This is a genomic window from Streptomyces sp. ME02-8801-2C, assembly GCF_033793965.1.
Taxonomy (GTDB): Bacteria; Actinomycetota; Actinomycetes; order Streptomycetales; family Streptomycetaceae; genus Streptomyces.
Window position 1 is genome coordinate 794,639 of record NZ_JARAXP010000001.1, and the last position, 21,948, is coordinate 816,586.

The 21,948-nt window shown below is 71.1% G+C and carries 21 protein-coding genes; 5 read left to right on the forward strand and 16 right to left on the reverse strand.

The window, feature by feature from the left end:
- Positions 1–10 precede the first annotated feature (10 nt).
- From PV396_RS03360 to PV396_RS03375, 4 genes are all read right to left on the reverse strand, one after another.
- Entirely contained in the window at positions 11–322 is a 312-nt protein-coding gene (locus PV396_RS03360; protein WP_319200058.1) for a hypothetical protein, read from the reverse strand.
- A gap of 39 nt (positions 323–361) precedes the next feature.
- Positions 362–1,132: a hypothetical protein gene (locus PV396_RS03365; RefSeq protein WP_319200059.1), complete on the reverse strand. Its 771-nt coding sequence runs from the start codon at positions 1,130–1,132 to the stop codon at positions 362–364.
- A 56-nt stretch (positions 1,133–1,188) separates the two neighbouring features.
- A complete protein-coding gene (locus PV396_RS03370) occupies positions 1,189–3,441 on the reverse strand; it encodes a glycoside hydrolase domain-containing protein (protein ID WP_319200060.1) in 2,253 nt (750 codons plus the stop codon).
- 247 nt (positions 3,442–3,688) lie between these two features.
- Positions 3,689–4,507 carry a rhomboid family intramembrane serine protease gene (locus PV396_RS03375; protein WP_319200061.1) on the reverse strand — a complete coding sequence of 273 codons (819 nt, stop codon included), beginning with the start codon at positions 4,505–4,507 and terminating at the stop codon, positions 3,689–3,691.
- A gap of 124 nt (positions 4,508–4,631) precedes the next feature.
- On the opposite strand from PV396_RS03375, the gene PV396_RS03380 reads away from it, so the two are divergent.
- Positions 4,632–4,964, forward strand: a complete 333-nt coding sequence (locus tag PV396_RS03380) for a hypothetical protein (protein ID WP_319200062.1) — start codon at positions 4,632–4,634, stop codon at positions 4,962–4,964.
- Positions 4,965–5,049: 85 nt separating this feature from the next.
- On the opposite strand, the gene PV396_RS03385 is transcribed toward PV396_RS03380, so the two are convergent.
- On the reverse strand, positions 5,050–6,465 hold the full coding sequence (locus PV396_RS03385; RefSeq protein ID WP_319200063.1) for an FAD-dependent oxidoreductase: 1,416 nt from the start codon (positions 6,463–6,465) through the stop codon (positions 5,050–5,052).
- Between the two features lie 27 nt (positions 6,466–6,492).
- Positions 6,493–7,497 carry a DUF4349 domain-containing protein gene (locus tag PV396_RS03390; RefSeq protein ID WP_319200064.1) on the reverse strand — a complete coding sequence of 335 codons (1,005 nt, stop codon included), beginning with the start codon at positions 7,495–7,497 and terminating at the stop codon, positions 6,493–6,495.
- Between the two features lie 208 nt (positions 7,498–7,705).
- Here PV396_RS03390 and hemG point away from each other — a divergent pair, with 208 nt between their 5' ends.
- The gene (gene hemG / locus PV396_RS03395; RefSeq protein WP_319200065.1) at positions 7,706–9,154 is read left to right on the forward strand and encodes a protoporphyrinogen oxidase; all 1,449 of its coding nucleotides are present in this window, start codon (positions 7,706–7,708) and stop codon (positions 9,152–9,154) included.
- Between the two features lie 4 nt (positions 9,155–9,158).
- On the forward strand, positions 9,159–9,890 hold the full coding sequence (hemQ, locus tag PV396_RS03400) for a hydrogen peroxide-dependent heme synthase (RefSeq protein WP_319200066.1): 732 nt from the start codon (positions 9,159–9,161) through the stop codon (positions 9,888–9,890).
- A 141-nt stretch (positions 9,891–10,031) separates the two neighbouring features.
- Here the strand turns inward: hemQ and PV396_RS03405 are convergent, their stop codons facing one another.
- The 7 genes from PV396_RS03405 to PV396_RS03435 all read right to left on the reverse strand — a co-directional run bounded on the left by PV396_RS03405 (position 10,032) and on the right by PV396_RS03435 (position 17,698).
- Positions 10,032–11,669, reverse strand: coding sequence for an alpha/beta hydrolase (locus PV396_RS03405; protein ID WP_319200067.1), 1,638 nt, complete (start codon positions 11,667–11,669; stop codon positions 10,032–10,034).
- Between the two features lie 136 nt (positions 11,670–11,805).
- The gene (locus tag PV396_RS03410) at positions 11,806–12,621 is read right to left on the reverse strand and encodes a TIGR04222 domain-containing membrane protein (RefSeq protein WP_319200068.1); all 816 of its coding nucleotides are present in this window, start codon (positions 12,619–12,621) and stop codon (positions 11,806–11,808) included.
- Between the two features lie 94 nt (positions 12,622–12,715).
- Positions 12,716–13,516 (reverse strand): DUF4142 domain-containing protein, encoded by an 801-nt coding sequence (locus PV396_RS03415; RefSeq protein WP_319200069.1) that lies wholly within the window; start codon positions 13,514–13,516, stop codon positions 12,716–12,718.
- Between the two features lie 300 nt (positions 13,517–13,816).
- The gene (locus PV396_RS03420) at positions 13,817–15,187 is read right to left on the reverse strand and encodes a DUF692 domain-containing protein (protein WP_319200070.1); all 1,371 of its coding nucleotides are present in this window, start codon (positions 15,185–15,187) and stop codon (positions 13,817–13,819) included.
- Between the two features lie 139 nt (positions 15,188–15,326).
- Positions 15,327–16,127, reverse strand: a complete 801-nt coding sequence (locus tag PV396_RS03425; RefSeq protein WP_319200072.1) for a DUF4142 domain-containing protein — start codon at positions 16,125–16,127, stop codon at positions 15,327–15,329.
- A 133-nt stretch (positions 16,128–16,260) separates the two neighbouring features.
- A complete protein-coding gene (locus tag PV396_RS03430; protein WP_319200073.1) occupies positions 16,261–16,872 on the reverse strand; it encodes a DUF4142 domain-containing protein in 612 nt (203 codons plus the stop codon).
- A gap of 85 nt (positions 16,873–16,957) precedes the next feature.
- Complete coding sequence (locus PV396_RS03435) at positions 16,958–17,698, reverse strand: peptidyl-tRNA hydrolase (protein ID WP_319200075.1); 741 nt, start codon at positions 17,696–17,698, stop codon at positions 16,958–16,960.
- Between the two features lie 54 nt (positions 17,699–17,752).
- Here PV396_RS03435 and PV396_RS03440 point away from each other — a divergent pair, with 54 nt between their 5' ends.
- Both PV396_RS03440 and PV396_RS03445 read left to right on the forward strand, forming a co-directional pair.
- Positions 17,753–18,685 carry an ATP-binding cassette domain-containing protein gene (locus PV396_RS03440; RefSeq protein WP_319200077.1) on the forward strand — a complete coding sequence of 311 codons (933 nt, stop codon included), beginning with the start codon at positions 17,753–17,755 and terminating at the stop codon, positions 18,683–18,685.
- On the forward strand, positions 18,682–19,353 hold the full coding sequence (locus PV396_RS03445) for an ABC transporter (protein WP_319200079.1): 672 nt from the start codon (positions 18,682–18,684) through the stop codon (positions 19,351–19,353). Before PV396_RS03440 ends, PV396_RS03445 begins: the two co-directional genes overlap by 4 nt.
- Here the strand turns inward: PV396_RS03445 and PV396_RS03450 are convergent.
- From PV396_RS03450 to PV396_RS03460, 3 genes are all read right to left on the reverse strand, one after another.
- Positions 19,345–19,518, reverse strand: a complete 174-nt coding sequence (locus PV396_RS03450; protein WP_319200081.1) for a hypothetical protein — start codon at positions 19,516–19,518, stop codon at positions 19,345–19,347. The genes PV396_RS03445 and PV396_RS03450 overlap by 9 nt on opposite strands.
- A 56-nt stretch (positions 19,519–19,574) precedes the next feature.
- A complete protein-coding gene (locus PV396_RS03455; RefSeq protein WP_319200083.1) occupies positions 19,575–20,462 on the reverse strand; it encodes a PPK2 family polyphosphate kinase in 888 nt (295 codons plus the stop codon).
- Between the two features lie 70 nt (positions 20,463–20,532).
- A complete protein-coding gene (locus PV396_RS03460; RefSeq protein WP_319200085.1) occupies positions 20,533–21,918 on the reverse strand; it encodes a serine/threonine-protein kinase in 1,386 nt (461 codons plus the stop codon).
- Positions 21,919–21,948 lie beyond the last annotated feature (30 nt).

A 21,948-nucleotide genomic window follows, 5' to 3' on the forward strand; every position in this document is an offset into this window, starting at 1 on the left:
GGGGGGCCTGTCAGAAGGCGAACAGCGCCATGGCCGGCAGCAGCAGGAGCAGTTGCAGCCACACGAGCCATCGTCGGGGCAGGCCCAACGCCAGCAGGCCGAGAAGTCCGGAGGCGGCGAAGAGGGCCAGCCCCAGCGGCCAGTGGGTGGTCCAGTCGGCGCCGGAATGGGCGTACTGGTCCGCGCAGTAGAGCCAGACCAGGGCGGCGAGCACGAAGGAGACGGGGAGCAGGGCGAGCCCGTAGCCGGCCCGGACCCGTAGGCGGCGGCTTTCCTGCGCTGACCGCGTACGAGGGGCGGCGACAGGGTCGCTGGTGTTCACATCTGTCCTGTCCTGGTGGCTGGGGTTTGCCGGGTCGCGTCAGGAGCCGCGCTGGGCACGTTCCAAGGCCAGAGCGGCGGACCGGCGCTTCGGCTGTGACGGGTCCGGGAGCTGGCCCGCGCCCTGGCCGGGCCGCTGGTTCCAGTCCAGGATGCGGCTGCCGATCGTACTCAGTCCCGCGCTGCCGGGCGGGACATCGATGGAGAACAGCGCCTCGTAGGGCCGCTCGTCGTCGCCTCCCCATCGCACCACGCCGTCGCACACGGCGAGGATGTCCCGGATGACGGCCAGTTGAGGCGTGAAGAAGCCCCCGGACGAGCCCTCCGGGTACCAGCCGCTACGGATCGCGACCGCGGTCCCCGATGCCTGGTTGCTCAGCGGGGAGGAGAGGCTGGTACCGCCCAGCTTCCGGAAGCCCACCACGTCACCGGCCCGCAGGGCGTCGATCTCGTAGTGGAAACGGCGCACCACGTAGAGGAGGACCGCGGCGACGTCCCCGGTGCGTACCTCCACCGAGAGATCGCTGCCGTTGACGGCTCTGGACCAGATGGTGCCGCCGTCGTTCGCCTTCGCCTCCGTCGCCCAGCCGTTGGCGCTGAGCGGGGTCTTCTTCGGCGTCGGGTCTTCGTCGGTCGGTGTGGACGGCCGGGTGGGTTTGACCGTCCTGCCCTTGCCGGCGGCCATCGCCGGGAGCTGCCCCGCCCAGCCGGACAGGGCCGTACCGGCCAGCACTCCGGTACCGGCCGTCAGCACGGACCGGCGGGTCGGGCGCCGGGTGGTCTTCTTTGCGTTCCCATGCTGTTCGGACATCGGATCTCCAGAATCTCCAGTCATTTCCGCGCTCTTCTCCGCTCGCTGGGCATGGGTCACAGATTTCGGGCAGGCGCGTTGTACTTCTCGAACGTCTGGTAGACGCTCAAATTCTGGACCCCGTACTCCGCCGCGTCGCCGCCTGTGCCGTTGTAGCGTGCGAGGACAGCCTGTGTTTCCGGGTCCGTGTAATCAAGGCCGGGAATGCGCTGGCCGATGGAATGCGCATCGGAGATATGGACGAGTGCCACGGTGGTGATGTTGTACTCGTTGTTCGTGTACAGGTTGTTCCAGACGGTTTCCATCGTGTGCCAGTCCGACGCGTTGAGCGTCGCCTCGTCGGTGATTCCCGCCGAGGAGCAATAATTCCGGGCACTGATCGCGGTGGCGGCGAAAATCTGGCCCAGTCCCGCACTGGCGTCGTCCCTGGCACCGACCGGCATTTCCGGGACCGGAGTGATGGCCTGCTGCCAGGCGGGCATGTTGTTCCAGGCCTCCATCTGCTCCATATAGCTGTAGTACTCCTGGACAAGGGCGTTCGCGGCATCGTCCAGATAGGTGTACTTCCGGTATTCCCAGAAGATCGGCACCTGGATGAGGGACTTGCGCATTTTCAGCGAGCGGGCGAGTCCGGTGATGTAGGAGTCGTACTGGAGGACGACGTTCAGGGCGTCCTCCGTCGAATGATTGGTGTACCAGGTCGTCTCGTCCACGCCCAGGGACTGCATGGTCGCCCGGATGTCGGCCAGCAGTGCGTCACGGTTCGCCGTGTCGAAGGCGACGTCCAGTTTCTGGGAGGGGACCGGATCGAAGGTGTTCTGTCCGCTGTCCCGGCCGGAGGAGATGTCGTTGTCGATCTGGATGGCGCCGGTTCCCGACCCGACCGAGATCGTGGAGATCTGGTCGAATGCCCAGTCCTCCGGCATCGGGAAGCCGAGATTTCCGCTGAACCCGGTCGACATGTCCGATACGAAACTCGCGGAGGTCACACCGGAGGCGGCGACTCGGCTGCAGATGTTTCTCGGGCCGTAGACGCCGATCTTGTAGCCGGCCTCATACTCGTCGAAACGCTGCTGGATTCCCTGGAAATGCGGAATGATGTTGCTGGTGACATCGGCGTCGAGCGCGTCGTAGTCCACCGCGAAGTAGATGCGCGTGCCCCTCTGGAAACCGTAGCCCTGGGCCGCGTCGATGGCGGCCGACGCGTCCGCCACCCCCTGGTCGTGGTTGAAGTAGCTGACCGAGCCGCCGTAGGTCTGGTAGATCGGGAACACCCGCAGGCCGGCGCCGGCGATGGTGTCCAACTCCCCGGGCTGGATCTTCTTGTTGAGGGTCGTGCCCGCGACATTGGTCAGGTATCTGCCGACGATCGAGTACCCGGACGCCTTGAGCGCTGCCGCGCGGTCGGCGGTGACCTCGGTGACGCAGTCGCAGGCGGTGCCCGAGCGGCTCGGATCCCCGGTGCTGACCAGCAGGGAGGCCCACGTCTGGAAGTTTCCGGTGCCGGTGACGGGAAGGCGCACAAAACTCTGGAAGTCCGCGACCGCGTCGGCCAGATCCGATCCGAAGGTACTGGTGAACACCGCACCCGAGCGCTTGTTGAAGACCATGGCGGCGGAGAAGAGCTGAACGAAGGTGCCACTCGAACCGACCGACAGGGTGTTGGCTTTCAGACCGGCCTGCGTGCCCGGACCGAATACGCCGTTCGCCGTGGCGTCGTCGAAGCCGATGGCGAACTGGATCGCGTACATCAGCGCCTTCTGGACGTCCCGGGAGAAATAGCCGTCGCAGGGGATGACGAAGAAATTCGCGTGGTTGATGTAACTCGCGTTCATCCACTGCTGGATCGAGCGCACCTGGTCGCTGCCGCCGCTGATGAGGACATAGGGGTCCATGGTCAGCAGCGCTTTGAAGACCTTGGGTGTGACACCGTCCCCGGGGAAAACACCAGCGACACCCATGTTGGTCTTCAGTTCGGTCACACTGGAGCCGGTCGTCGCGTCGTACGACCCGGATATTTCGCTGCCGTCGTAGCCCTTGCAATAGAGGCCGGACTGGACGATGCGATTGATGTTGGCGTTCTCGTTCGTCCCGTCGACGACCGGATAGAGCGAGGTGAGTGTGCTGAGCGTGGTCGGGCCGAAGCTGTCGGACAGGGCGGTGATGCCCAGCTCGTACTGGAGAGCCCGGGTCAGCGCGTACATGATGTCCCAGCCGGTTGTGCCGTCCTCGGCGACCGTGGGTATTCCGGAGACCCCCGCATAAGTGGTGTTGATGAATTTCTGCGCCTGCAGCACCATGGCGTCCATCGGCGTCTTTCCCCCGGTCCCGGCGAAGAGTCCTGGCCTTTCCTGAATCGGATCCTCGCAGATCCGGCGAGCGTTGATGCGCGCCGGTCCAGGAAATTTGCCCTATCTAGAGACTTTCGAAATGCCCGAGTTGTTGAGCATCGGGGAAGTTTTTCGGATTTCGGTACGGGGGAATCTCGCGCATCCCGAAGGGAAACGTGAGGTGAGCCACAGATATGCTGTGGATATTCTGTGCGTTGGTTGTTTCCTACTGGCCCGGCCGTGCCCGCCTGCCCCAGAGAAGGCCACGCGGTTCCGGGGGCGGCGGTGTGCCTGGGCGTAGTGGCCAGGCAAGCAGCATCCCCGCGAGGAACCCGACGACATGGGCGGCGTACGCGACGGTGCCGGCCTCGGTGACCCCCTCGCCGGACGAGTACACCGCCTGCAGCCCGAACCAGAAGCCCAGCACCAGCCAGGCCGGCAGTCGCAGCGGCAGGAAGACGAGGAAGGGCACCAGCACCCAGACCCTGGCCTTCGGGAACAGCACCAGATAGGCGCCGAGCACCCCGGCGATCGCCCCGGAGGCGCCGATCAGGGGGTCGGACGAGTCGGCGTTGACGAGCGCGAAACCGTACGACGCCGCATAGCCGCAGGCGACGTAGAAGAGCGCGTAGCGCACGTGTCCGAGGCGGTCCTCGATGTTGTTGCCGAAGATCAGCAGGAACAGCATGTTGCCCAGCAGGTGCAGCCAGCCGCCGTGCAGGAACATCGCCGTGAGCACGGACAGCGCGGGGGACTTGTCGTAGCCCGGCGGGCCGATCACACAGCCCGGCCCCGTCCTGCCGATCCCGACCTCGCCCGTCGGCACCATCCGCGGCAGCTCGTGGTGGATCAACTCCTGGGGCACGGCGGCGTAGTGGTCCAGGAAGGCCTGGAGATGGCACAGCTGAGCCAGACCGCTCTCCCCCGTCACCGAGCCCGCTGTGCCGGGCATGGCGAGGAACACGAGAACGTTGGCGGCGATGAGCGCGTACGTGACCCAGGGGGTGCGGCTTGCCGGGTTCACGTCATGGACGGGGATGACCACAAGGAAGTACTGCCCCCGATGCGTCCCGCGAACCGGTGAACGCGGCTGTCCGTGTGTCCGTATCTGTCCTCGACGTCCGCGGCACGACGAAGGCGGGTCGCGGGGACGACGTGAGGAACAGGCGATGAACGACCGAGTTACTCCTCCGATGCAGTCGGTACAGGCTCTGCCGAACGGAGAGGCCGAACTCGCACTGGTGGTCCACCTGCCCTGGGAGGACGTGGCCCGGCTCGGCCAGGAGGCGGGGCGGCTGGCGACGCAGATGCAGCGGCCGGTGTCGCTCGACGAGGCGGTGAGTCACCGGTTGCGGTCCAGTGGGCTGGGCGCCCACGCGAAGCCGGCCCAGGCTCAGCAGGCCCCCTCCGTTTCCGCGTCGGCGTCCGTGTCGGCGTTGCCGTCCCGGCCGCCGGGGGAGCAGGCTCGGCAGGCTATCGATCGGATCAACGGGACCGCGTAGCGCCCTAGGGGTGCCGGTCGATCGCTGGGCGCGGGTGCGTCGTGGCTGGTCGCGCAGTTCCCCGCGCCCCTCCAGGGCGCTCCTGTCAGCCGGTGTTTTTCCGTACCGCTGATGTTGCCTTTCTGGCCGCTACCAGTACGGGGTCCCAGACCGGGGAGAACGGTGGGGCGTAGCCCAGGTCCAGGGCTGTCATCTGTTCCACCGTCATGCCCGCCGTGAGGGCCACCGCCGCGATGTCGACCCGCTTCGCCGCGCCCTCCCGGCCGACGATCTGGACGCCCAGGAGACGGCCTGTGCGCTGTTCGGCGAGCATTTTCACCGTCATCAGGGCCGCCCCGGGGTAGTAGCCCGCGCGGCTCGTCGACTCGATGGTGACCGTGACGTAGCGCAGGCCCGCCCGGTCCGCGTCCTTCTCGCGCAGGCCGGTGCGGGCGATCTCGAGGTCGCACACCTTGCTCACGGCGGTGCCGACGACACCGGGGAAGGTGGCGTAGCCGCCGCCCGCGTTCGCGCCGATGACCTGGCCGTGCTTGTTGGCGTGCGTGCCCAGGGGGATGTGCCGTTGCCGGCCGGAGACGAGGTCCAGGACCTCCACGCAGTCGCCGCCCGCCCAGATGTTCTCGTGGCCGCGCACCCGCATCGCCAGGTCGGTGAGGAGGCCGCCGTGGTCGCCCACGGGGAGTCCCGAAGTGCGGGCGAGCGTCGTCTCGGGGCGGACGCCGATACCGAGCACGACCACGTCCGCCGGGTACTCGGCGTCCTCGGTGGCGACCGCGCGCACCCGGCCGTCGTCGCCGGTGAGGAACTTGGTGACCTCGGCGTTGTTCACCATGGTGATGCCCAGGCCCTCCATCGCCTTGTGCACCAGGCGGCCCATGTCCGGGTCGAGGGTGGCCATCGGTTCGTCGCTGCGGTTGACGACCGTCACCTCGTAGCCGTGCTTGATGAGCGCCTCGGCCATCTCCACGCCGATGTAACCCGCCCCGACCACGACCGCGCGGTGGCCCCTGGTGGTGGTCAGGGTGTCCAGAAGCGCCTGGCCGTCGTCCAGGGTCTGTACGCCGTGTACGCCGGGGGCGTCGACGCCCGGCAGGGAGGGGCGGATCGGGCGGGCACCCGTGGCGATCACCAGTTTGTCGTACGACGTCCATGACTCGACGCCCGTCTCGAGGTCACGCGCGCGTACCCGGCCACCCGAGACGTCGATCTCCGTGACCTCCGTACGCATGCGCAGGTCGATGTCGCGGGCCCGGTGCTCCTCCGCCGAGCGGGCGATCAGCTGGTCCCGGTCCGGGACGTCGCCGCTCACCCAGTAGGGGATGCCGCACGCCGAGTAGGAGGTGAAGTTGCCGCGTTCGAACGCCACGATCTCCAGCTCGCCGGGGCCCTTCTGCCGGCGGGCCTGCGACGCGGCGGACATGCCCGCCGCGTCGCCGCCGATCACCACCAGACGCTCGGTCCCACGGTTCGGGTCGTTCGTACGGCCGTCGCTCATGCTCATACGAACACGCTACGGGGACCCGGCCTTTCAGTCCTGGCCCGGGCCCTTCGGCTGCGCCGGGGCAGCCGTCGGGGCGGCCTCGGTGGCCGCGCGCTGTCGCCGGGCGCGGTCGAGACGCAGCCAGACGAACACCAGCAGGGCCGCCAGCGCCGCGAACGGCAGGATCGCGGCGAGGGTCACCACGATCCAGCGCAGCATCGTCACGAAGGCGCTCCAGCCGCCCGCGAGGGCGTCCAGGAAGCCCGGGTCGTCGTCCTCGTCGTCGGACACCTTGGCCGGGTTCTCGGACAGGGAGAGATTGATCGTGGCCAGCGAGGTGCGGTCCTTCAGGGATGCCTGGCGGGCGAGCAGCGACTCCAGATCGGCCTGACGGCGGCTCAACTCGCCCTCGAGGGTGACCACATCGGAGAGCTTCGTGGCCTTGTCCATCAGCTCGCGGATGCGGTTCACACTGGCGCGCTGCGTGGTGATGCGGCTGTCCACGTCGACGACCTGCTCGGTGACGTCCTTCGCCTCCGCCTCGCGGTGCAGGAGCTTGCCGGTGCCCTCCAGATCCTTGAGGACCTCCTCGTACTTGCCGACGGGCACCCGCAGAACGACGTCGGTGCTTTCGCTGCCCGCCTCGCTCCCCCCGTTGTCCCCGTTCTCTTCGCCCTCCTCGAGGGTCGTCGTCTCGCTGCCGACATAGCCGCCCGCGTTCTCCGCCGTGGCGCGCACCTTGGCCAGGGCCTTGGACACGTCCTTGACCTGCACGGAGACGGACACGGTACGGATGATGTGCGGGCCGGTGGCCGCCTGGGGCGCCGCGCTGGCCTGGGCGCCGCTGCCCTTGCCGCCGCCCGGCTTGCTTTCCGCCCCGGCCTGCTCCTCCAGCGCGCCGGAGGCGGCCCCGTCCTTTGCGGCGGCGCCCGAGTCGTTGCTCGCGCTGGAGTCGGCACCGGCGCTGCAGCCGGTGAGGGCGAGGGATGCGGCGAAAAGGACGCCCGCCATGACCTGGACGGGACGTGTACGGCGTATGCGCACGGTGTTCATGTGGTGGATTCCCCCCGAGGGCTGTCGTTGGACCGTCCTGGGCTGTCCAGGACCGTCGTGTTGCACGACTGACGCTCCTTCGACGCCCGAAGGGGCTCGGACGTTGGCCGGTTACGGTTCCGATGAGGTCACGGTCGGAACTCGCGCCGGACACTTCGGGCGGCGTGCGCCGACAGGAGTGTCAGAGGGGTCTGAGAAGGTGGGTCGCATGAGCGCAGTGGAGGCCCGTGCGGGTGCCGGGCATGTCGTCGTCATCGGGGGTGGGATCGCGGGTCTGGCCGCCGCCCACCGGCTGCTGGACCGGGGCGTGAGAGTCACCGTCCTGGAGGCGTCCGACCGCGTCGGCGGCAAGCTGCTGCCCGGCGAGATCGCGGGCGCGCGCGTCGATCTCGGCGCCGAGTCGATGCTCGCCCGCAGACCCGAAGCCATCGCGCTGGCCCGCGAGGTGGGCCTCGACGACCGACTCCAGCCGCCCGCCACCTCCACGGCCTCGATCTGGACCCGGGGCGCCCTGCGACCCATGCCCAAGGGGCACGTCATGGGCGTCCCCGGCAGCGCCTCGGCCCTGGCCGGTGTCCTCTCCGACGAGGGGCTGGCCCGGATCGAGCGCGACACCGACCTGCCGCGCACAGAGGTCGGTGACGATGTGGCGGTGGGGGAGTTCGTCGCCGCGCGCCTCGGCCGCGAGGTCGTCGACCGGCTGGTGGAACCGCTGCTGGGCGGGGTGTACGCGGGCGACGCGTACCGCATCTCGATGCGCTCGGCCGTACCCCAGCTCTTCGAGGTGGCCAAGAAGCACGCGTCCCTGACGGAAGGGGTGCGCGGCATCCAGGCCCGGATGGCCGTCGCCCCCCAGCAGGGCGGGCCGGTCTTCATGGGCATCCGGGGAGGAGTGGGCCAACTCCCGCTCGCCGTCGCGGAGTCGGTGCGCGCGCGGGGCGGTGAGATCGTCACCGGGGCGCCCGTGAGTGAGCTGCGCCGGACGGCCGGAAGCGCGGCGGCGTGGCGGGTCGTCGCCGGGGAACGGGTGCTCGACGCCGACGGGGTGGTCGTCGCCGTACCGACCCCGGTGGCCGCCGGACTGCTGCGCGCCGAGGCACCGGCCGCCGCGGCCGAGCTCGCGGGCGTGGAGTACGCGTCGATGGCCCTGATCACCCTGGCCTACCGCCGCGCCGACGTCAGCCTTCCCGAGGGCAGCGGCTTCCTGGTGCCGCCGGTCGACGGACGCACCATCAAGGCGTCGACGTTCGCCTCCCAGAAATGGGGCTGGATCGCCGACGAGAACCCGGACCTGCTGGTCCTGCGGACCTCCGTGGGGCGGTACGCCGAGACGGAGATCCTCCAGCGCCCCGACGCCGACCTGGTCGAGGTCTCACGCCACGACCTCGAGGAGGCGACCGGACTGACGGCGGCCCCCGTCGAGACCCGCGTCACCCGCTGGGACGACGGGCTGCCCCAGTACCCGGTCGGCCACCACGCGCGCGTGGACCGCGTCCGCGAACACCTCGCCAAGCTCCCGGGCCTCGCGGTGTGCGGCGCCGCCTACGACGGGGTCGGCATCCCCGCCTGCATCGCGAGCGCGTACGCGGCGGTGGACGCGCTGGAACCACTGGAGGCGGGCCCGGTGCGAAGCGCGGCACACGGAGCGGGAGAATAGGCGCATGAGCGACGACGCCCCCACCACCGACGCGGCCCGCATCCCGAACAAGGGCAAGCTGGCCAAGGACCTCAACGAGGTCATCCGCTACACCCTGTGGTCCGTCTTCAAGCTGAAGGACGTCCTGCCCGAGGACCGCACGGGCTACGCCGACGAGGTCCAGGAGCTGTTCGACCAGCTCGCCGCGAAGGACGTGACGGTCCGCGGCACATACGACGTGTCCGGACTGCGCGCCGACGCCGACCTGATGATCTGGTGGCACGCCGAGACCGCGGACCAGCTCCAGGAGGCGTACAACCTCTTCCGCCGCACGAAGCTGGGCCGCGCCCTGGAGCCGGTGTGGTCGAACATGGCGCTGCACCGTCCCGCCGAGTTCAACCGCTCGCACATCCCGGCGTTCCTGGCCGACGAGACGCCCCGGAACTACGTCAGCGTCTACCCGTTCGTGCGCTCGTACGACTGGTACCTGCTGCCCGACGAGGACCGCCGCCGGATGCTCGCCGACCACGGCAAGATGGCCCGCGGCTATCCGGACGTGCGCGCCAACACGGTCGCCTCGTTCTCCCTCGGCGACTACGAGTGGCTGCTGGCCTTCGAGGCCGACGAGCTGTACCGCATCGTCGACCTCATGCGCCATCTGCGCGCCTCCGAGGCCCGTATGCACGTCCGGGAAGAGGTCCCGTTCTACACGGGGCGCCGCAAGTCGGTCGCCGAACTGGTCGAAGGGCTCGCCTGATCGGGGTGGCACTCCGAGTCGGCCCGGGGGTCCGGGGGCCCGCGGCGGAGCCGCTGATGTCACTGACCCGGGGGATGCGGTACGGGGCGCCGAAAGGACATCGGCGAGCTGGTCGCCGGTCTCGCCTGACGGCGGCCCGCGTCACGCGCCCTGGGCGGCCATCTCCTTCGGGGAACGGTCGGCCCGGGCCGCGGGCCGGGGTGCCGCGTGCGGGGCGCAGTCCGCGTTCCGGCGGGGCAGGCGGCCGTCCAGCAGATACGCGTCCAGGTGGTCGTTGACGCACCGGTTCGGGCCACCGGCGATGCCGTGGGTGCCCGCGCCCCGCTCGGTCACCAGGGCCGAGCCGGGCAGCCGGCGGCGCAGTTCGAGCGCGCCGGCGTAAGGCGTCGCCGCGTCCCGTTCTGCCGCCAGGATCAGCACTGGCGGCAGGTCGCCCGGCCCGGTCCGTACGTCGAGGGGCGTCTGCCGGGGCGCCGGCCAGTAGGCGCACGGCAGGTTCATCCAGGCGTTGTCCCACGTCTCGAACGGTGCCGTGCGCGCCAGCAGCGTGTTGTCCCGGTCCCAGACCTGCCAACTCGTCGGCCAGGGCGCGTCGTTGCACTCGACCGCCGTGTAGACCGCGTTGCCGTTCTCCGACTCGACGGCCGCCTCCATCACCGGCGCCGCCTGGTCGATCAGCGGCTGCGGATCACCCTTGAGGTAGGCGGCCAGGGCGTGGGCGCGGTGCGGCCAGTAGTCGTCGTAGTACCCGGCCTGCAGGAACGCGCCCTGCAACTGGCCCGGGCCCACCTTCCCGCCGGCCGGCTCGGTGGCGAGCCGCGCCGCCGCCTTCTCGTAGCTCCGCTGCACCGCCCCAGGCGTGGCGCCCAGTCCGTACACGTCGTCGTGGCGCGCGACCCACGTCCGGAAGTCGGCCCAGCGGCTCTCGAACGCGGCCGACTGGTCGAGGTTGTTGCGGTACCAGATCCCGCTCGGGTCCGGGTTCACCGCCGAGTCGAACACCATCCGCCGTACGTGCGAGGGGAACAGGGTCGCGTACAGCGCCCCGAAGTAGGTGCCGTAGGAGGCGCCCATGAAGGTCAGCCGGTCCTCGCCGAGCGCGGCGCGCAGGACGTCCAGGTCACGGGCGTTGTTGAGCGAGTGGTAGTGGCGCAGCGCCTCGCCCGAGCGCTCGGCGCACCCGCGCGCGTACGCCTTCGCCTCGGCGACCCGCTCCATCTTGTACGACTGGGAGGGGTGCACCGGTGCCTGGGTGGGCCCCTTGAAGAAGTGCTTCGGGTCCTTGCAGGACAGCGGCGCCGACCGGGCGACCCCGCGCGGGGCGTACCCCACCAGGTCGTACGCCCCCGCGATGCGCTTCCACTCCGGGATGACGCCGATCATCGGGAAGAACATGCCGGAGGCGCCGGGGCCGCCCGGGTTGTAGACGAGGGCGCCCTGGTGGGGCACCTTGTGCTCGGGGTCGCGCGGGTCCTTGCCGGTCGCCGGGGTCCGGCTGACGGTGAGCTTGATCTGCTTGCCGTCGGGGTGCGCGTAGTCGAGCGGCACGGTGACGGTGCCGCAGCGCACGCTGTCGGGCAGTTCCTCCTCCGCCGCGCACTTCCCGAACCGGATACCGGCCGCCCCGGCCCGCGCGGCGGCCAGCACGGAACCCCGGAACTCCGCCGAGCCGGGGCCTCCCGGGCGGTCGGGCAGGCCCGGGGCGCTGTCCGCCGGGGCGGCGGCCAGAGTGGTCAGCAGCAAGGACCCGGCAGCCGAGTAGAGGGCGGCAGCTCGCATCGCGTATCCCTTCGGTGGCAACAGAAGGGATGTTTCGGGCGAGGATCGGCGAAGGCAAGCACCGGTCGCCCGTGTCGCCGTGAGCACTCCTGTGCGCCCCCACACACTCCCGGGGCGCCGGGAACAGGGGCGCGGTTCAGCGCAGCCGTTCGCGCGGGGTGTGCTGCGTCTCCCGGTGCGCGAAGGCCGCGCGCAGGTCGGGCTCGTCGACCGCGCGGACGCCGAGCACGGCGACGGAGGTGAGGTACGTCCGTTCGTCGCCGGCGCCGTGGGGCCCGGTGGTCCTGGTCCGCCGGGTCAGGGCGGTGAGGAGTCGCTGCCCGGCCGGTGACGCCCAGCGTGAGTACGGGTGGACCTCGATACGGGCGACGGCGAGGCAGCTCAGGGTGAGGACGAGGGGGAGCGCGAACCAGAGGGCGACCAGGTCGCGCGGCACGGTGTCCCGCCCCGGCACCAGCAGGGCCACCGCGCCCAGCGCGAGGACGGCCAGCGCTGCGGACCGCACCTGGCGGACGGCGAAGGCGATCCCGCGCCGTGCGCCGTCGGGTACGGCGAGCCCCGCGGCGACCAGCCGGTCCGCGAGCCCCCGGACGGCGTCCGCGCCGGCCGCGGCCGCCCGTACCGGAGCGATGCGTGACTGCCCCTCCGGCCCGATCGCGCCGATGACCGACCGCTCCATCTCGTCGCGCCCGCTGGGGTCCACGACGGTCGCCCAGCCGGTGTGGGCGAGCAGCAGCCGCCGCTGACGGGCCATCGACACCAGCGTGAGATCGGCGACCCGCGCCGGTCCACCGGACAGGAACGCGGCCTCGTACAGCGTCAGATCACGCCCGCGTCCGTTCGGGCCCGCGTCCGGGTCGGCGGCGGCCGCGCGTACGGCGGCCAGACACAGCCGGGTGCACGCCGTACCGGCGGCGATCCAGGCCAGCAGCAGGAGGAAGGACCAGAACATGCCGTTGTTCTATGCGAAGGGTGCCGGGAACGCCATGGGCTTTCAGGATATGGACGAGGTATGGCCGGTACGTGCCGTATCGCCGGTGGCCGGATCAGGACGGCGCGGGCTCCGTGAACTCCACGACCTCCCCGACCTCCGACGGCGGGACGGTCGCGGGCGGCGGCAGGGGATAGGTCGTCACCGGCGAGGGCGTCACCGGGACCGCCGACGCGGGGGCGGGCGTCGGGCCGGGCGGGGCCGGGGAGTTGGTGAGGGGCGGGGTGCTCGCGGCGGCCATGTCCTGGGCGAGGGCGTCGAAGTCGACGTATCCGGTGGCCTCCAGGACCTGGATGTGGTCGAGCACGGTCGTGTTCGCGTCGTCGGCGAGGGTGCGGACCAGGGAGTTGCGGGTGCTCGCACGGACCTGCGCGACGACGGAGAACACCTTGCCGTGTGCCATCCGCAGCAGGTTGGCGAACTCGCGGTCGAAGTCCTCGCCGTGAGCCGCGTCCATGGTGGTGAGCCACTGGCGCTGCTGCTCGCTCGGCTGGTTGGGCAGTTCGAAGCTCAGCCGGGTGGCGACGTCCCGGACCCGCTCGTCGAGGAAGGTGTGCCCCTCGATCAGATGACGGCCCGCGATCCGTACGGCCTCGGTGGTGCCGCGTTCCTGGGCCTGCTGACCTGCGGGCAGTTCCCACAGACCCGCCAGCCGGACCTTGGTGAGGAACTCGCGGTCGAGCGCCGACAGGGGACCGAACCGCGTCGACACGGTCTGGGCGTTGAGCACGTCCACACCGGTTCCGGAGCGGTCCGTGTACGACCAGACCGGAAAGATCAGCGCCACGAGGGTCGCCGCGAGACCCACGACGATGAGCCCGGTGCCGCCGAGGCCGGAACGTTGGATGGATCGCATGGTGCCTTGCCTCCTGTCGCGGCACCGCACGCTAATGCGCTTCGGGCACGGAGTTGGCATCGTACTGCGACCCCTACGCCGACCGCCGTACGCGAGGAGGCGGCAGCGGGAGGAGGGTACGGGCGCCGGATGGGGGAGCGCGCGCCCTGTGCACATCTCCTGAAACACTGACGAAACCGACGCCGAAGTGTGCTGTATTGAGCGGCACTGTTACTCCACGCACACTTCGCGTGGGTGATGGGGCGGGCGGGACGGCGGTACGCGGGGGGAGTGACGTTCGTCGCTCTGTGCCCCGGCGCGTCAGCGGCGCAGCAGGACGCGGCGGGTGGCCCGGGCCAGCCGGGCCGTGGGGCGCTGGGAGCGCGGAGCCGGTCCCGAGCGATCCAGCCACCACTCGCGCAGCCGCCGCCGGCCCTCCGCGTTCGCGGGGATCCCGGGCTGCCCGCCGAACAGCAGATGCGCGGCGAAGTCCAGCGCGTCGTGCCGGTAGCCGTCGGACATGGGGTGCCCGTGCGCGTACGCGAGGAACGCGGGCCGGTAGGCCGCCCCGAGGATCTCGGGCAGCTCCGGCGCGACCTTCGCCACGACGTCGGCCCGCTTCGCGCCGAGCGCCCGCGACTGCACCCCGAGCCGCACCCGGTCGAACCCCTCCGGCGCCGGGGTCCCCGCGACGAGCGCGGAGAGCAGCGCGGTCTGCTCCAGGGCGAGGCGCTGGCGGGCGTACGCGGAGCCGGAGGAGTCGTGCGAGGCGTCGTAAGAGTCGGACGCGTCGCCGGTGGTGGGCCTCTCCTCGGCCGGGTCCGGGGTCGCGGCCCGCTCCAGCGCTCCCCGGATCGCGCCCAACTCCCGCTCCAGCTCGCCCGGCTCGGGGAAGTTTTCGTCCCGCTCCAGCAGCACCCCGGGCGGGGTGACCCGGGAGGCGAGGTCGGTGAGGATGTCGAGAACGGCGTCCGGGACGGGGTGGGCGTGGCTGTCGTGCCAGACGCCGTCCCGCTCGAATCCGCCCGCGACATGGACGTACGCGATGGCCTCGACGGGCAGCTCGGCCAGCGCCTTCGCCGGATCCTCGCCCCGGTTGACGTGGTTGGTGTGCAGGTTGGCGACGTCGATGAGCAGGCGTACGCCGGTCCGGTCGGCCAGTTCGTACAGGAACTGGCCCTCGGTCAGCTCGTCGCCCGGCCAGGCGATGAGCGCGGCGATGTTCTCGACGGCGAGCGGCACCGGCAGCGACGCCTGGGCGATGCGGACGTTCTCGCACAGCACGTCGAGGGCGTCCCGGGTGCGGGGCACGGGCAGCAGGTGCCCGGCCTCCAGCAGCGGGGAGGCGGTCAGCGGACCGCCCGCCCGGACGAACGCGATGTGCTCGGTGACCAGCGGTGAGGCCAGTGCCTCGGCCCGCTCGGCGAGCGCGGTGAGCCGGTCCTCGGCGGGCCGGTCGGCACCGCCGAGGCCCAGCGAGACACCGTGCGGGACCACGGTCACCCCGCGCTCGCGCAGCCGCAGCAGCGACTCGGGGAGATGCCCCGGGCAGAGGTTCTCGGCCACGGCCTCGACCCAGTCGATGCCCGGCATGGCCTCCACGGCGTCCGCGATCTCCGGACGCCACCCGATGCCCGTACCCAGTCGCCCGAGCCGCCTCGGGCGCTGCCGTCGCTGCTGCTGTTGCTTCATCGTGTCTCGCCTTCTGAGACCTTCTCGGTCCACGGAGTGATGGCCCGTGTCCCCGGGGCCGAACCCCTTCAGGGAGACGTTCAGAGCAACATTTGAGCTTTCGCTCCGTCCGCCCGCCCTTCCGCCGCTTCCCGGCCGGCTACTGCTGGCCCTGGACGACGGTATTGGGGTCCTTCGCCTCCGGTCGGTTGGTGTTGACCACGCCCGGTGCCCCCGGTGACGGCTTCGACGTCCCCACGACATTGCCGGTCGGCTCCACCGCGGGTGCGTTGGGCGGCACCACTCCGGGGACGGGCGGCGGCGGACCGGTCGGGCTGGCGCTCGGTCCGGCGGCGCCCTCGGCGATGGTCTCGAAGTCGATCAGGCCGGTCTTCTCCAGGATCGTGATGTGGTCGAGCACGGTCTGGTTGGTGTCCGAGCACAACTGGCGCACCAGCGAGTTGCGGGTGTTGTTCCGTACCGTCGCGATGTCCGGGAAGATCTTGCCGTGCGCGGTCCGCAGGAGGTTCGCCCAGACCTTGTCGTAGTCCGCGGCCGAGGCTGCCGTCATCTGGTCCAGGAAGCCCTGTTGCTGTGCGTTCGGCTGGCTGGGCAGCGGGACGTTGAGCTGCGCGGAGATGGTCCGCGCCCGCTTGTCGAGGTCGTTGTGGCCCACGATCAGGTGGTTCGCCGCCTCTTTGACGGCCGGATTCGTGGAGCGCTGCATCGCCTGCTGGCCTGCGGGCAGCTCCCAGAGTCCGGCAAGGCGCACGCGCACGATCAGGCTGCGGTCGAGTGCGGTCAGCGGCCCCCACTGCGTGTTCCACGTCTCACCGGTGACCACGGCCGCTTTCGCGGCGTCGTCGCGATGGGGGTACGAGTAGACGACGGGGTACGCCAGCGCGCCGATCGTGCCTGCGATCGCCAGGCCGACGAGGATCGAGCCGTTCATGCGGGGCAAAGAAGCCTCCCGGGGAAAACCAACTGGTCGTTGGGGACTGTCACTTGGCCAGTGAGGGAGATACGTGCGGCGTATCGGGATGTTCGGACGGGCGGACCGGGGTCAGGGCCTCGGCCCGCGTTGCCGACACGTGTCAGATCGTGCCGTTGGCGATGCCGTCGAAGTCGACCTGGCCGGTCTTCTCCAGCATCGTGATGTGGTCGAGCACGGTCTGGTTGGTGTCCGAAGCCAGCTGCCGCACGAGGGTGTTGCGGGTGTTGTTCCGTACGACCCCGATGGTCGGGAAGATCTTGCCGTGCGCGGACCGCAGGAGGTTCGCCCAGGTCCGGTCGAACGCCTCGCCGTCCTGAGCCGCGTCCATCTGTGCCAGGAAGCCCTGTTGCTGCTCGTTCGGCTGGTTGGGCAGTTCCACACCGAGCTGGGACGCCACGGTCCGCACCCGTTCGTCGAGGTCGGCATGGCCCGTCAGCAGGTGGTCCGCCGCGTCCTTGACGGCGGGGCTCTTCGAACGTGCCATCGCCTTCTCGGCCGCGGGCAGCTCCCACAGTCCGGCCAGCCGCACGCGCACGATCAGGTCGCGGTCGTTGGCGGTCAGCGGACCCCACTGGGTGTTCACCGTGGCGGCGGCCACATTCGCCACTCCGGTGCCGGAGCGGTCGTTGTACGACCACACAGGGAACGAGAGCGCGGCGATGGTGGTGGTCAAGGCCGCGATGACGAGGGCCGAGTGGTTGAAGCGCGGCAAAGGAGCCTCCCGGGTGAACCAACTGGTCGTTGGGCATGTGGTGCATGGCCAGCGACAGGAGGTACGCGCGGGAACCCGATGATGTTCAACGAAGATGTTTGAACCCTGTGCGGCCCAGGGGACGATGGTCCGCGACCACCGTCGCCGAACCGGGCGCGATCTCCGTGAAACCGGCATCTCGGACCAACGGGAGGTCACCGGAGGTGAGTTCACCCCACCGGGCCGGCTCCGCGGTACGGACGGCGAGCGGGAAGCCCGCGTCGCGCCAGGCAGCCCGGGCCTGGTCCGACAGCTCCCACCACGCCAGTTGTGCGCCGTGTCCCGTCTGGGCCATCGCCTTGCCCGCCGACATGTCCAGCTCGGGGTTGAGCCACAGGACGGGCACCGTCGGGTCGGCGTCGAGCGGCGGCTCCGGGTCCGCCAGATCCGTGCCGGAGACCTGGAGCCGGGCCAGGTCCTTGGGCCAGCCGTCCAGCGGCACCGGCGGGAAGACCCGCACCTCGGCCGACTTGCCGGTCACCGTGATGCCGGGGAGCGCTTCGGCCCGCCGCCACTCGGCGCCCCGCGCCCGCCGTACGACCTTGCGGATCCGGGCGTCCTGCCAGTCCCGCACGGCTTGCGCCCACTCGCCCTCACCGGCCGACCGCTCGTCCCCGAGGAGCACGAGAACGGCCCGGGCGGCGGTCTCCAGGGCGTCCGTACGGGCGGGCGGCGCGGCCTTCTCGATCCGGGCGACGAGGGGGAGGACGAACTGGGGGGCCTCGTCCCGCGAGGAACTCTCGGAGCGAAATGGGCTGTCGCCGGGAACGGCCTGGTCACTGGTCACGTCCTTCAGTCTGCCAGGCGGAAGATCGGTTCTTCCGGGCAGAGGGTGGGGCGCATGCGGCACGAGCTTCGACTGGACGGTGTGGGCCGCCGGTACGGCATACGCGGCCCCTGGGTCCTGCGCGGCGTGAACATGACGCTGGCGCCCGGCACCCTCACCCGGGTCGAGGGCGCGAACGGCACCGGAAAGTCCACGCTCCTGCGCGTCCTCGCCGGCATCGACGCCCCCACGGAGGGCACCCTCACCGGCTGCCCGCGCACCGCGTACGTCCCCGAACGCTTCCCGGCGACGCTCCCCTTCACCGCACACGGCTACCTCACGCATCTGGGCGCCGTGCACGGACTGTCCCGTACGGCCGCCGCCCGCGCCGCCGACGAGTGGCTGGAGCGGCTCGGCGCCGCCGCGTACGCCCGGACGCCCATGGCGCAGCTGTCGAAGGGGAGCAGCCAGAAGGTCGCGGTCGCGCAGGCCCTGCTCGCCGACCCCGAGCTGCTCGTCCTCGACGAGGCGTGGACGGGCCTCGACACCGCCGCCCGGGCCGAGTTGGAGCGGGTCGTCGCCGAACGGACCGCTTCCGGCGCCTCGGTGGTGTTCGTCGACCACGACCCGGGCCGCCTGGCGGGGGCGCCCGACGAGACCTACACCGTGACGGAGGGCAGCCTCGACCGCCGTACGGCACAAGCCGGTTCACCGAAGCCGACCGGCCCGCACCTGGTCGTCGAGGCCCAGGGGCCGCCGGGCGCGGAGCCCCCGGCCGAGGCGCTGAGGTGGACGACGTCGAGCGCGCGGTCGGAGCCGCCCGGCGGCCACCGGCTCACCGTCCCCCGTACCCACTCGGACGTCGTGCTCCGCGCCCTTCTCATGGCCCGCCCGCCCTGGCACGTGGTGAGCGTCGAGGCGGCGGCCACGACAGCGCCCGGCCTGACCCGAACGCCCGCCGACACCGCCGTACCCGTACCGCAGGCCCCCGAGGAAAGCCACCGATGACCGCCCTCCTGCGCTACCAGGCCGCGCTGCTCGTCCGTTCGCAGCGCTGGCTGCCGCCGTTCGTCCTGTACGCGGTGTTCCTGGGCGTCGGGGTGCAGGGCGGGCAGCCGGTGCTCGACTCGCTCGGGTACGCGGCGGCGGCCCTGTTGCCGGTGGCCGCCTGGCTGGTGCGGATCTGCGCGGGCAACGAGCCGCCCGCCGCCCGCGCCGCCGTGGCCGCGGCCGCCGGTCCCGGCCGGGCGCACCTCGCCTGTCTCCTGGTGTCACTGGCCGCCGCGGCGGCGCTCGGCACGGTCGCGACCGTCCTGGTGACCCTGATCAGCGACCCGACGAGCGCCGACCACCGGATTCGGGTGGAACCGCTCCCGGCCGGGGCCGCCGGACTGCTCGTGGCCCTGGCGTGCGCCCTGCTCGGCACGGCCGTCGGCGCGCTCACCACCTGGCCGCTGCTGCGCTCGACCGGCCGGGCCGTCCCCGCGATGATGCTCGGCGCGCTGCTGGCGATGGTGGCGACGGGGTCCCCGGCGAAGTCGGCGATCACGTCCCTGGTGACCGGTTCGCGCGCGGGCAGCGTCCCGGTGCCCCTGCTGCCGCTGGCGCTGGCAGCGCTGCTCACGGTGGCGGCGATCGCCGTGGCCTGCGCGCTCACCTCACGCCGCTCACCCTGAGCAGGCGTTGCGCTGCGCCTCCTGCCACTCGCACACGGGGCACAGGGTGATCCCCTTCCGGGACGCCGGGTACTCGGTCGGCTCCCGGCACAGCACGCACTCGGCGTACGTCTCGGACTGCGCGTGCGCCCTCTGTTCCTGGCGCTCCTCGTGCTCGTCACTCATGCCACCAGCGTAGGCCGGTCGAATGGGCGGCGACCACGACGGCGACCACGAGTCTTCTAGGTGGCGAGGAGCCGTGCCCTGGCCTCTGCCACGTCGAAGTCCGCCTTCGGGTACTGCGGGTCCAGGCCCTCCAGGTGCTCCAGCAGCAGCCGGCTGATCGCCCAGTTGCGGTACCACTTGCGGTCCGCCGGGACCAGGTACCAGGGCGCGTCCGTCGAACACCTCTCCAGGGCGATCTCGTACGCCTCCTGGTACGCGGGCCACAGGGCGCGTTCCTCGATGTCGCCGACGTTGAACTTCCAGTGCTTGTCGGGGTTGTCGAGACGTTCGAGGAGGCGGCGCCGCTGCTGCTCGTAGGAGATGTGCAGGAAGCACTTCACGACGGTCACCCCGTCTTCGGCGAGGGACTTCTCGAAGCCGTTGATCTGGCTGTAGCGGCGGGTGAGCTGGGCACGGGAGACGAGTTCGCGGACCCGGGCGATCAGGACGTCCTCGTACTGCGAGCGGTCGAAGATGCCGATCTCGCCGGGGTGCGGGAGTTCCTTCTTGATCCGCCAGAGGAAGGAGTGGCCCAATTCCTCGTGGGTGGGCGCCTTGAACGCCTTGATCCGGCAGCCCGACGGGTTGAACAGGCCGATGACGTGCTTGACCGTGCCGCCCTTGCCGCTGGTGTCCATGCCCTGGAGGACGAGCAGCAGTCGCCGCCGGTCCCCGGCCGAGCCCGCGGCCCACAGGCGTTCCTGCAGGTCGGCGAGCCGTTCGCCCATCAGGGCGGTGTCCGCGAGCCCGGCGGCCTTGTCGGCGGGCCCGCCCGGGCTGGCCCCGGCGTCGTGGGCGCCGAGGTCCACGTGCTGTCCCCGGGGGAGGCGCAGCAGCTCACCCAGCGTGCTCGGGCCGCTCTCCTTGTGCTGTGCGGCGCCTTGCTTCGAGCCTTTCCTGGCCATTGGGCACCCCTCTTCCGGTCCGGTCCCTCGATCCTGCGACCCGGGAGCGGGACACGCCAGCCGTCGGGATCTATGGGCGCGTGCAGCGGCCGGTGGGACTGGCGGCGGGCGGGAGGCACTGGTCGGTGAAGTCGGCGGGGCTGTCGCTCAGGTAGCGGCCCATGCAGGTGCTCGGCGTCACGAGGCCGCGTTCGGCGCAGAAGGCGAGCGCGGCACGGCCGTCGGTGAACGGGCCGGGGGCGTAGATCACCCAGTAACCCGGGCGCAGGGAGGCGTACCTGTCGCTGAGCACGAACTTGGCCTCCGGGACGGACTCGCGGATCTTGGCGAGGCGTGTGTCGCGGGCGGCGGTCCCGGAGCCGACCGGCTCGGAGTGGAGCTGGGCGATCCAGCGGCCGGGCGGAACGGCCGAGGGAGGCGGTGAGGTTCTCGTACGGGCCGTCGGGTCCGAGTCGCCGCTCGTCGCCTTCCCGTCGAGGAGGCGCGGGGTGAGCAGGACAGCGGCGACGGCGACGAGGGCCGCGAGTACGGCGGACAGGACGATCCGCTTGCGGCGTTTCGGCGACCGCGGGGGCGGCCCGCCGAACTCCGGGCCCCGGCCCTCGGGCATGGGCGTGGGCGCGGTCAGCGTCGGGCGCACGTGCTCCGCCGTTCCGCCCGCCACCACCCGCTCCAGCATCGCCGCCAGCCGGGCCGCGTCCGGGCGCGCGGCCGGGTCCCGGTCGAGCAGCGCGTCCAGTACGGGCGTCAGCGGGCCGGAACGGGACGGCGGCGGGATGTCGGACTCGAGGACGGCGGCCAGTGTCGTGAGCGAGGTCTCGCGGCGCAGGGGACTTACGCCCTCCACGCACACGTACAGCACGACCCCGAGGGACCACAGGTCGGCGGCCGGATCGTCGGAGGGGCCACGGATGCGTTCCGGGGCGATGTACTCGGGGGAGCCGATGAGTTCGCCGGTCATCGTCAGGGCTGTGGCCCCCTGGAGCGCGGCGATCCCGAAGTCGGTGAGGACCGCGCTGCCGTCCTGCCGCAGCAGGATGTTCGCCGGTTTCACGTCCCGGTGCTGGACGCCCCCGGCATGCGCGGCGCGCAGCGCCTCCAGTACCTGGCCGCCGATCCGCGCCGCCTCCACCGGCGTCAACGGGCCCGACTGCAGGCGCTTGTCGAGTGGAATGCCGGGCACGAGCTCCATGACGATCCAGGGGTGCGGGTCCTCCTCGATGATCTGGTGGACCGTCACCACATGGGAGTGGTTGAGCCGGGCGAGCGCCCGCGCCTCGCGCAGTACCCGCTCCCGTACGACGTCGTCCGCCGCCGCGTCACGCCGTACCGCCTTCAACGCGACCTCGCGGTGCAGCACGGCGTCGCGGGCCCGCCACACCGTGCCCATCCCGCCGCTGCCGAGCCGCTCCAGCAGCTCGAAGCGGCCGTCGATCACGTCCCCCGGTACGTTCATGGCGGACAGGTTATGGCCTGCCAGCCATGG

What these genes read in the sequence shown, in the direction of transcription:
- PV396_RS03365 (WP_319200059.1), bottom strand. Translation starts at nt 1,132, where the DNA reads ATGTCCGAACAGCATGGGAACGCAAAGAAGACCACCCGGCGCCCGACC.
- PV396_RS03370 (WP_319200060.1), bottom strand. Translation starts at nt 3,441, where the DNA reads ATGGACGCCATGGTGCTGCAGGCGCAGAAATTCATCAACACCACTTAT.
- PV396_RS03380 (WP_319200062.1), top strand. Translation starts at nt 4,632, where the DNA reads ATGAACGACCGAGTTACTCCTCCGATGCAGTCGGTACAGGCTCTGCCG.
- PV396_RS03385 (WP_319200063.1), bottom strand. Translation starts at nt 6,465, where the DNA reads ATGAGCATGAGCGACGGCCGTACGAACGACCCGAACCGTGGGACCGAG.
- PV396_RS03390 (WP_319200064.1), bottom strand. Translation starts at nt 7,497, where the DNA reads ATGAACACCGTGCGCATACGCCGTACACGTCCCGTCCAGGTCATGGCG.
- hemG (WP_319200065.1), top strand. Translation starts at nt 7,706, where the DNA reads ATGAGCGCAGTGGAGGCCCGTGCGGGTGCCGGGCATGTCGTCGTCATC.
- hemQ (WP_319200066.1), top strand. Translation starts at nt 9,159, where the DNA reads ATGAGCGACGACGCCCCCACCACCGACGCGGCCCGCATCCCGAACAAG.
- PV396_RS03405 (WP_319200067.1), bottom strand. Translation starts at nt 11,669, where the DNA reads ATGCGAGCTGCCGCCCTCTACTCGGCTGCCGGGTCCTTGCTGCTGACC.
- PV396_RS03410 (WP_319200068.1), bottom strand. Translation starts at nt 12,621, where the DNA reads ATGTTCTGGTCCTTCCTCCTGCTGCTGGCCTGGATCGCCGCCGGTACG.
- PV396_RS03415 (WP_319200069.1), bottom strand. Translation starts at nt 13,516, where the DNA reads ATGCGATCCATCCAACGTTCCGGCCTCGGCGGCACCGGGCTCATCGTC.
- PV396_RS03420 (WP_319200070.1), bottom strand. Translation starts at nt 15,187, where the DNA reads ATGAAGCAACAGCAGCAGCGACGGCAGCGCCCGAGGCGGCTCGGGCGA.
- PV396_RS03440 (WP_319200077.1), top strand. Translation starts at nt 17,753, where the DNA reads ATGCGGCACGAGCTTCGACTGGACGGTGTGGGCCGCCGGTACGGCATA.
- PV396_RS03445 (WP_319200079.1), top strand. Translation starts at nt 18,682, where the DNA reads ATGACCGCCCTCCTGCGCTACCAGGCCGCGCTGCTCGTCCGTTCGCAG.
- PV396_RS03450 (WP_319200081.1), bottom strand. Translation starts at nt 19,518, where the DNA reads ATGAGTGACGAGCACGAGGAGCGCCAGGAACAGAGGGCGCACGCGCAG.
- PV396_RS03455 (WP_319200083.1), bottom strand. Translation starts at nt 20,462, where the DNA reads ATGGCCAGGAAAGGCTCGAAGCAAGGCGCCGCACAGCACAAGGAGAGC.
- PV396_RS03460 (WP_319200085.1), bottom strand. Translation starts at nt 21,918, where the DNA reads ATGAACGTACCGGGGGACGTGATCGACGGCCGCTTCGAGCTGCTGGAG.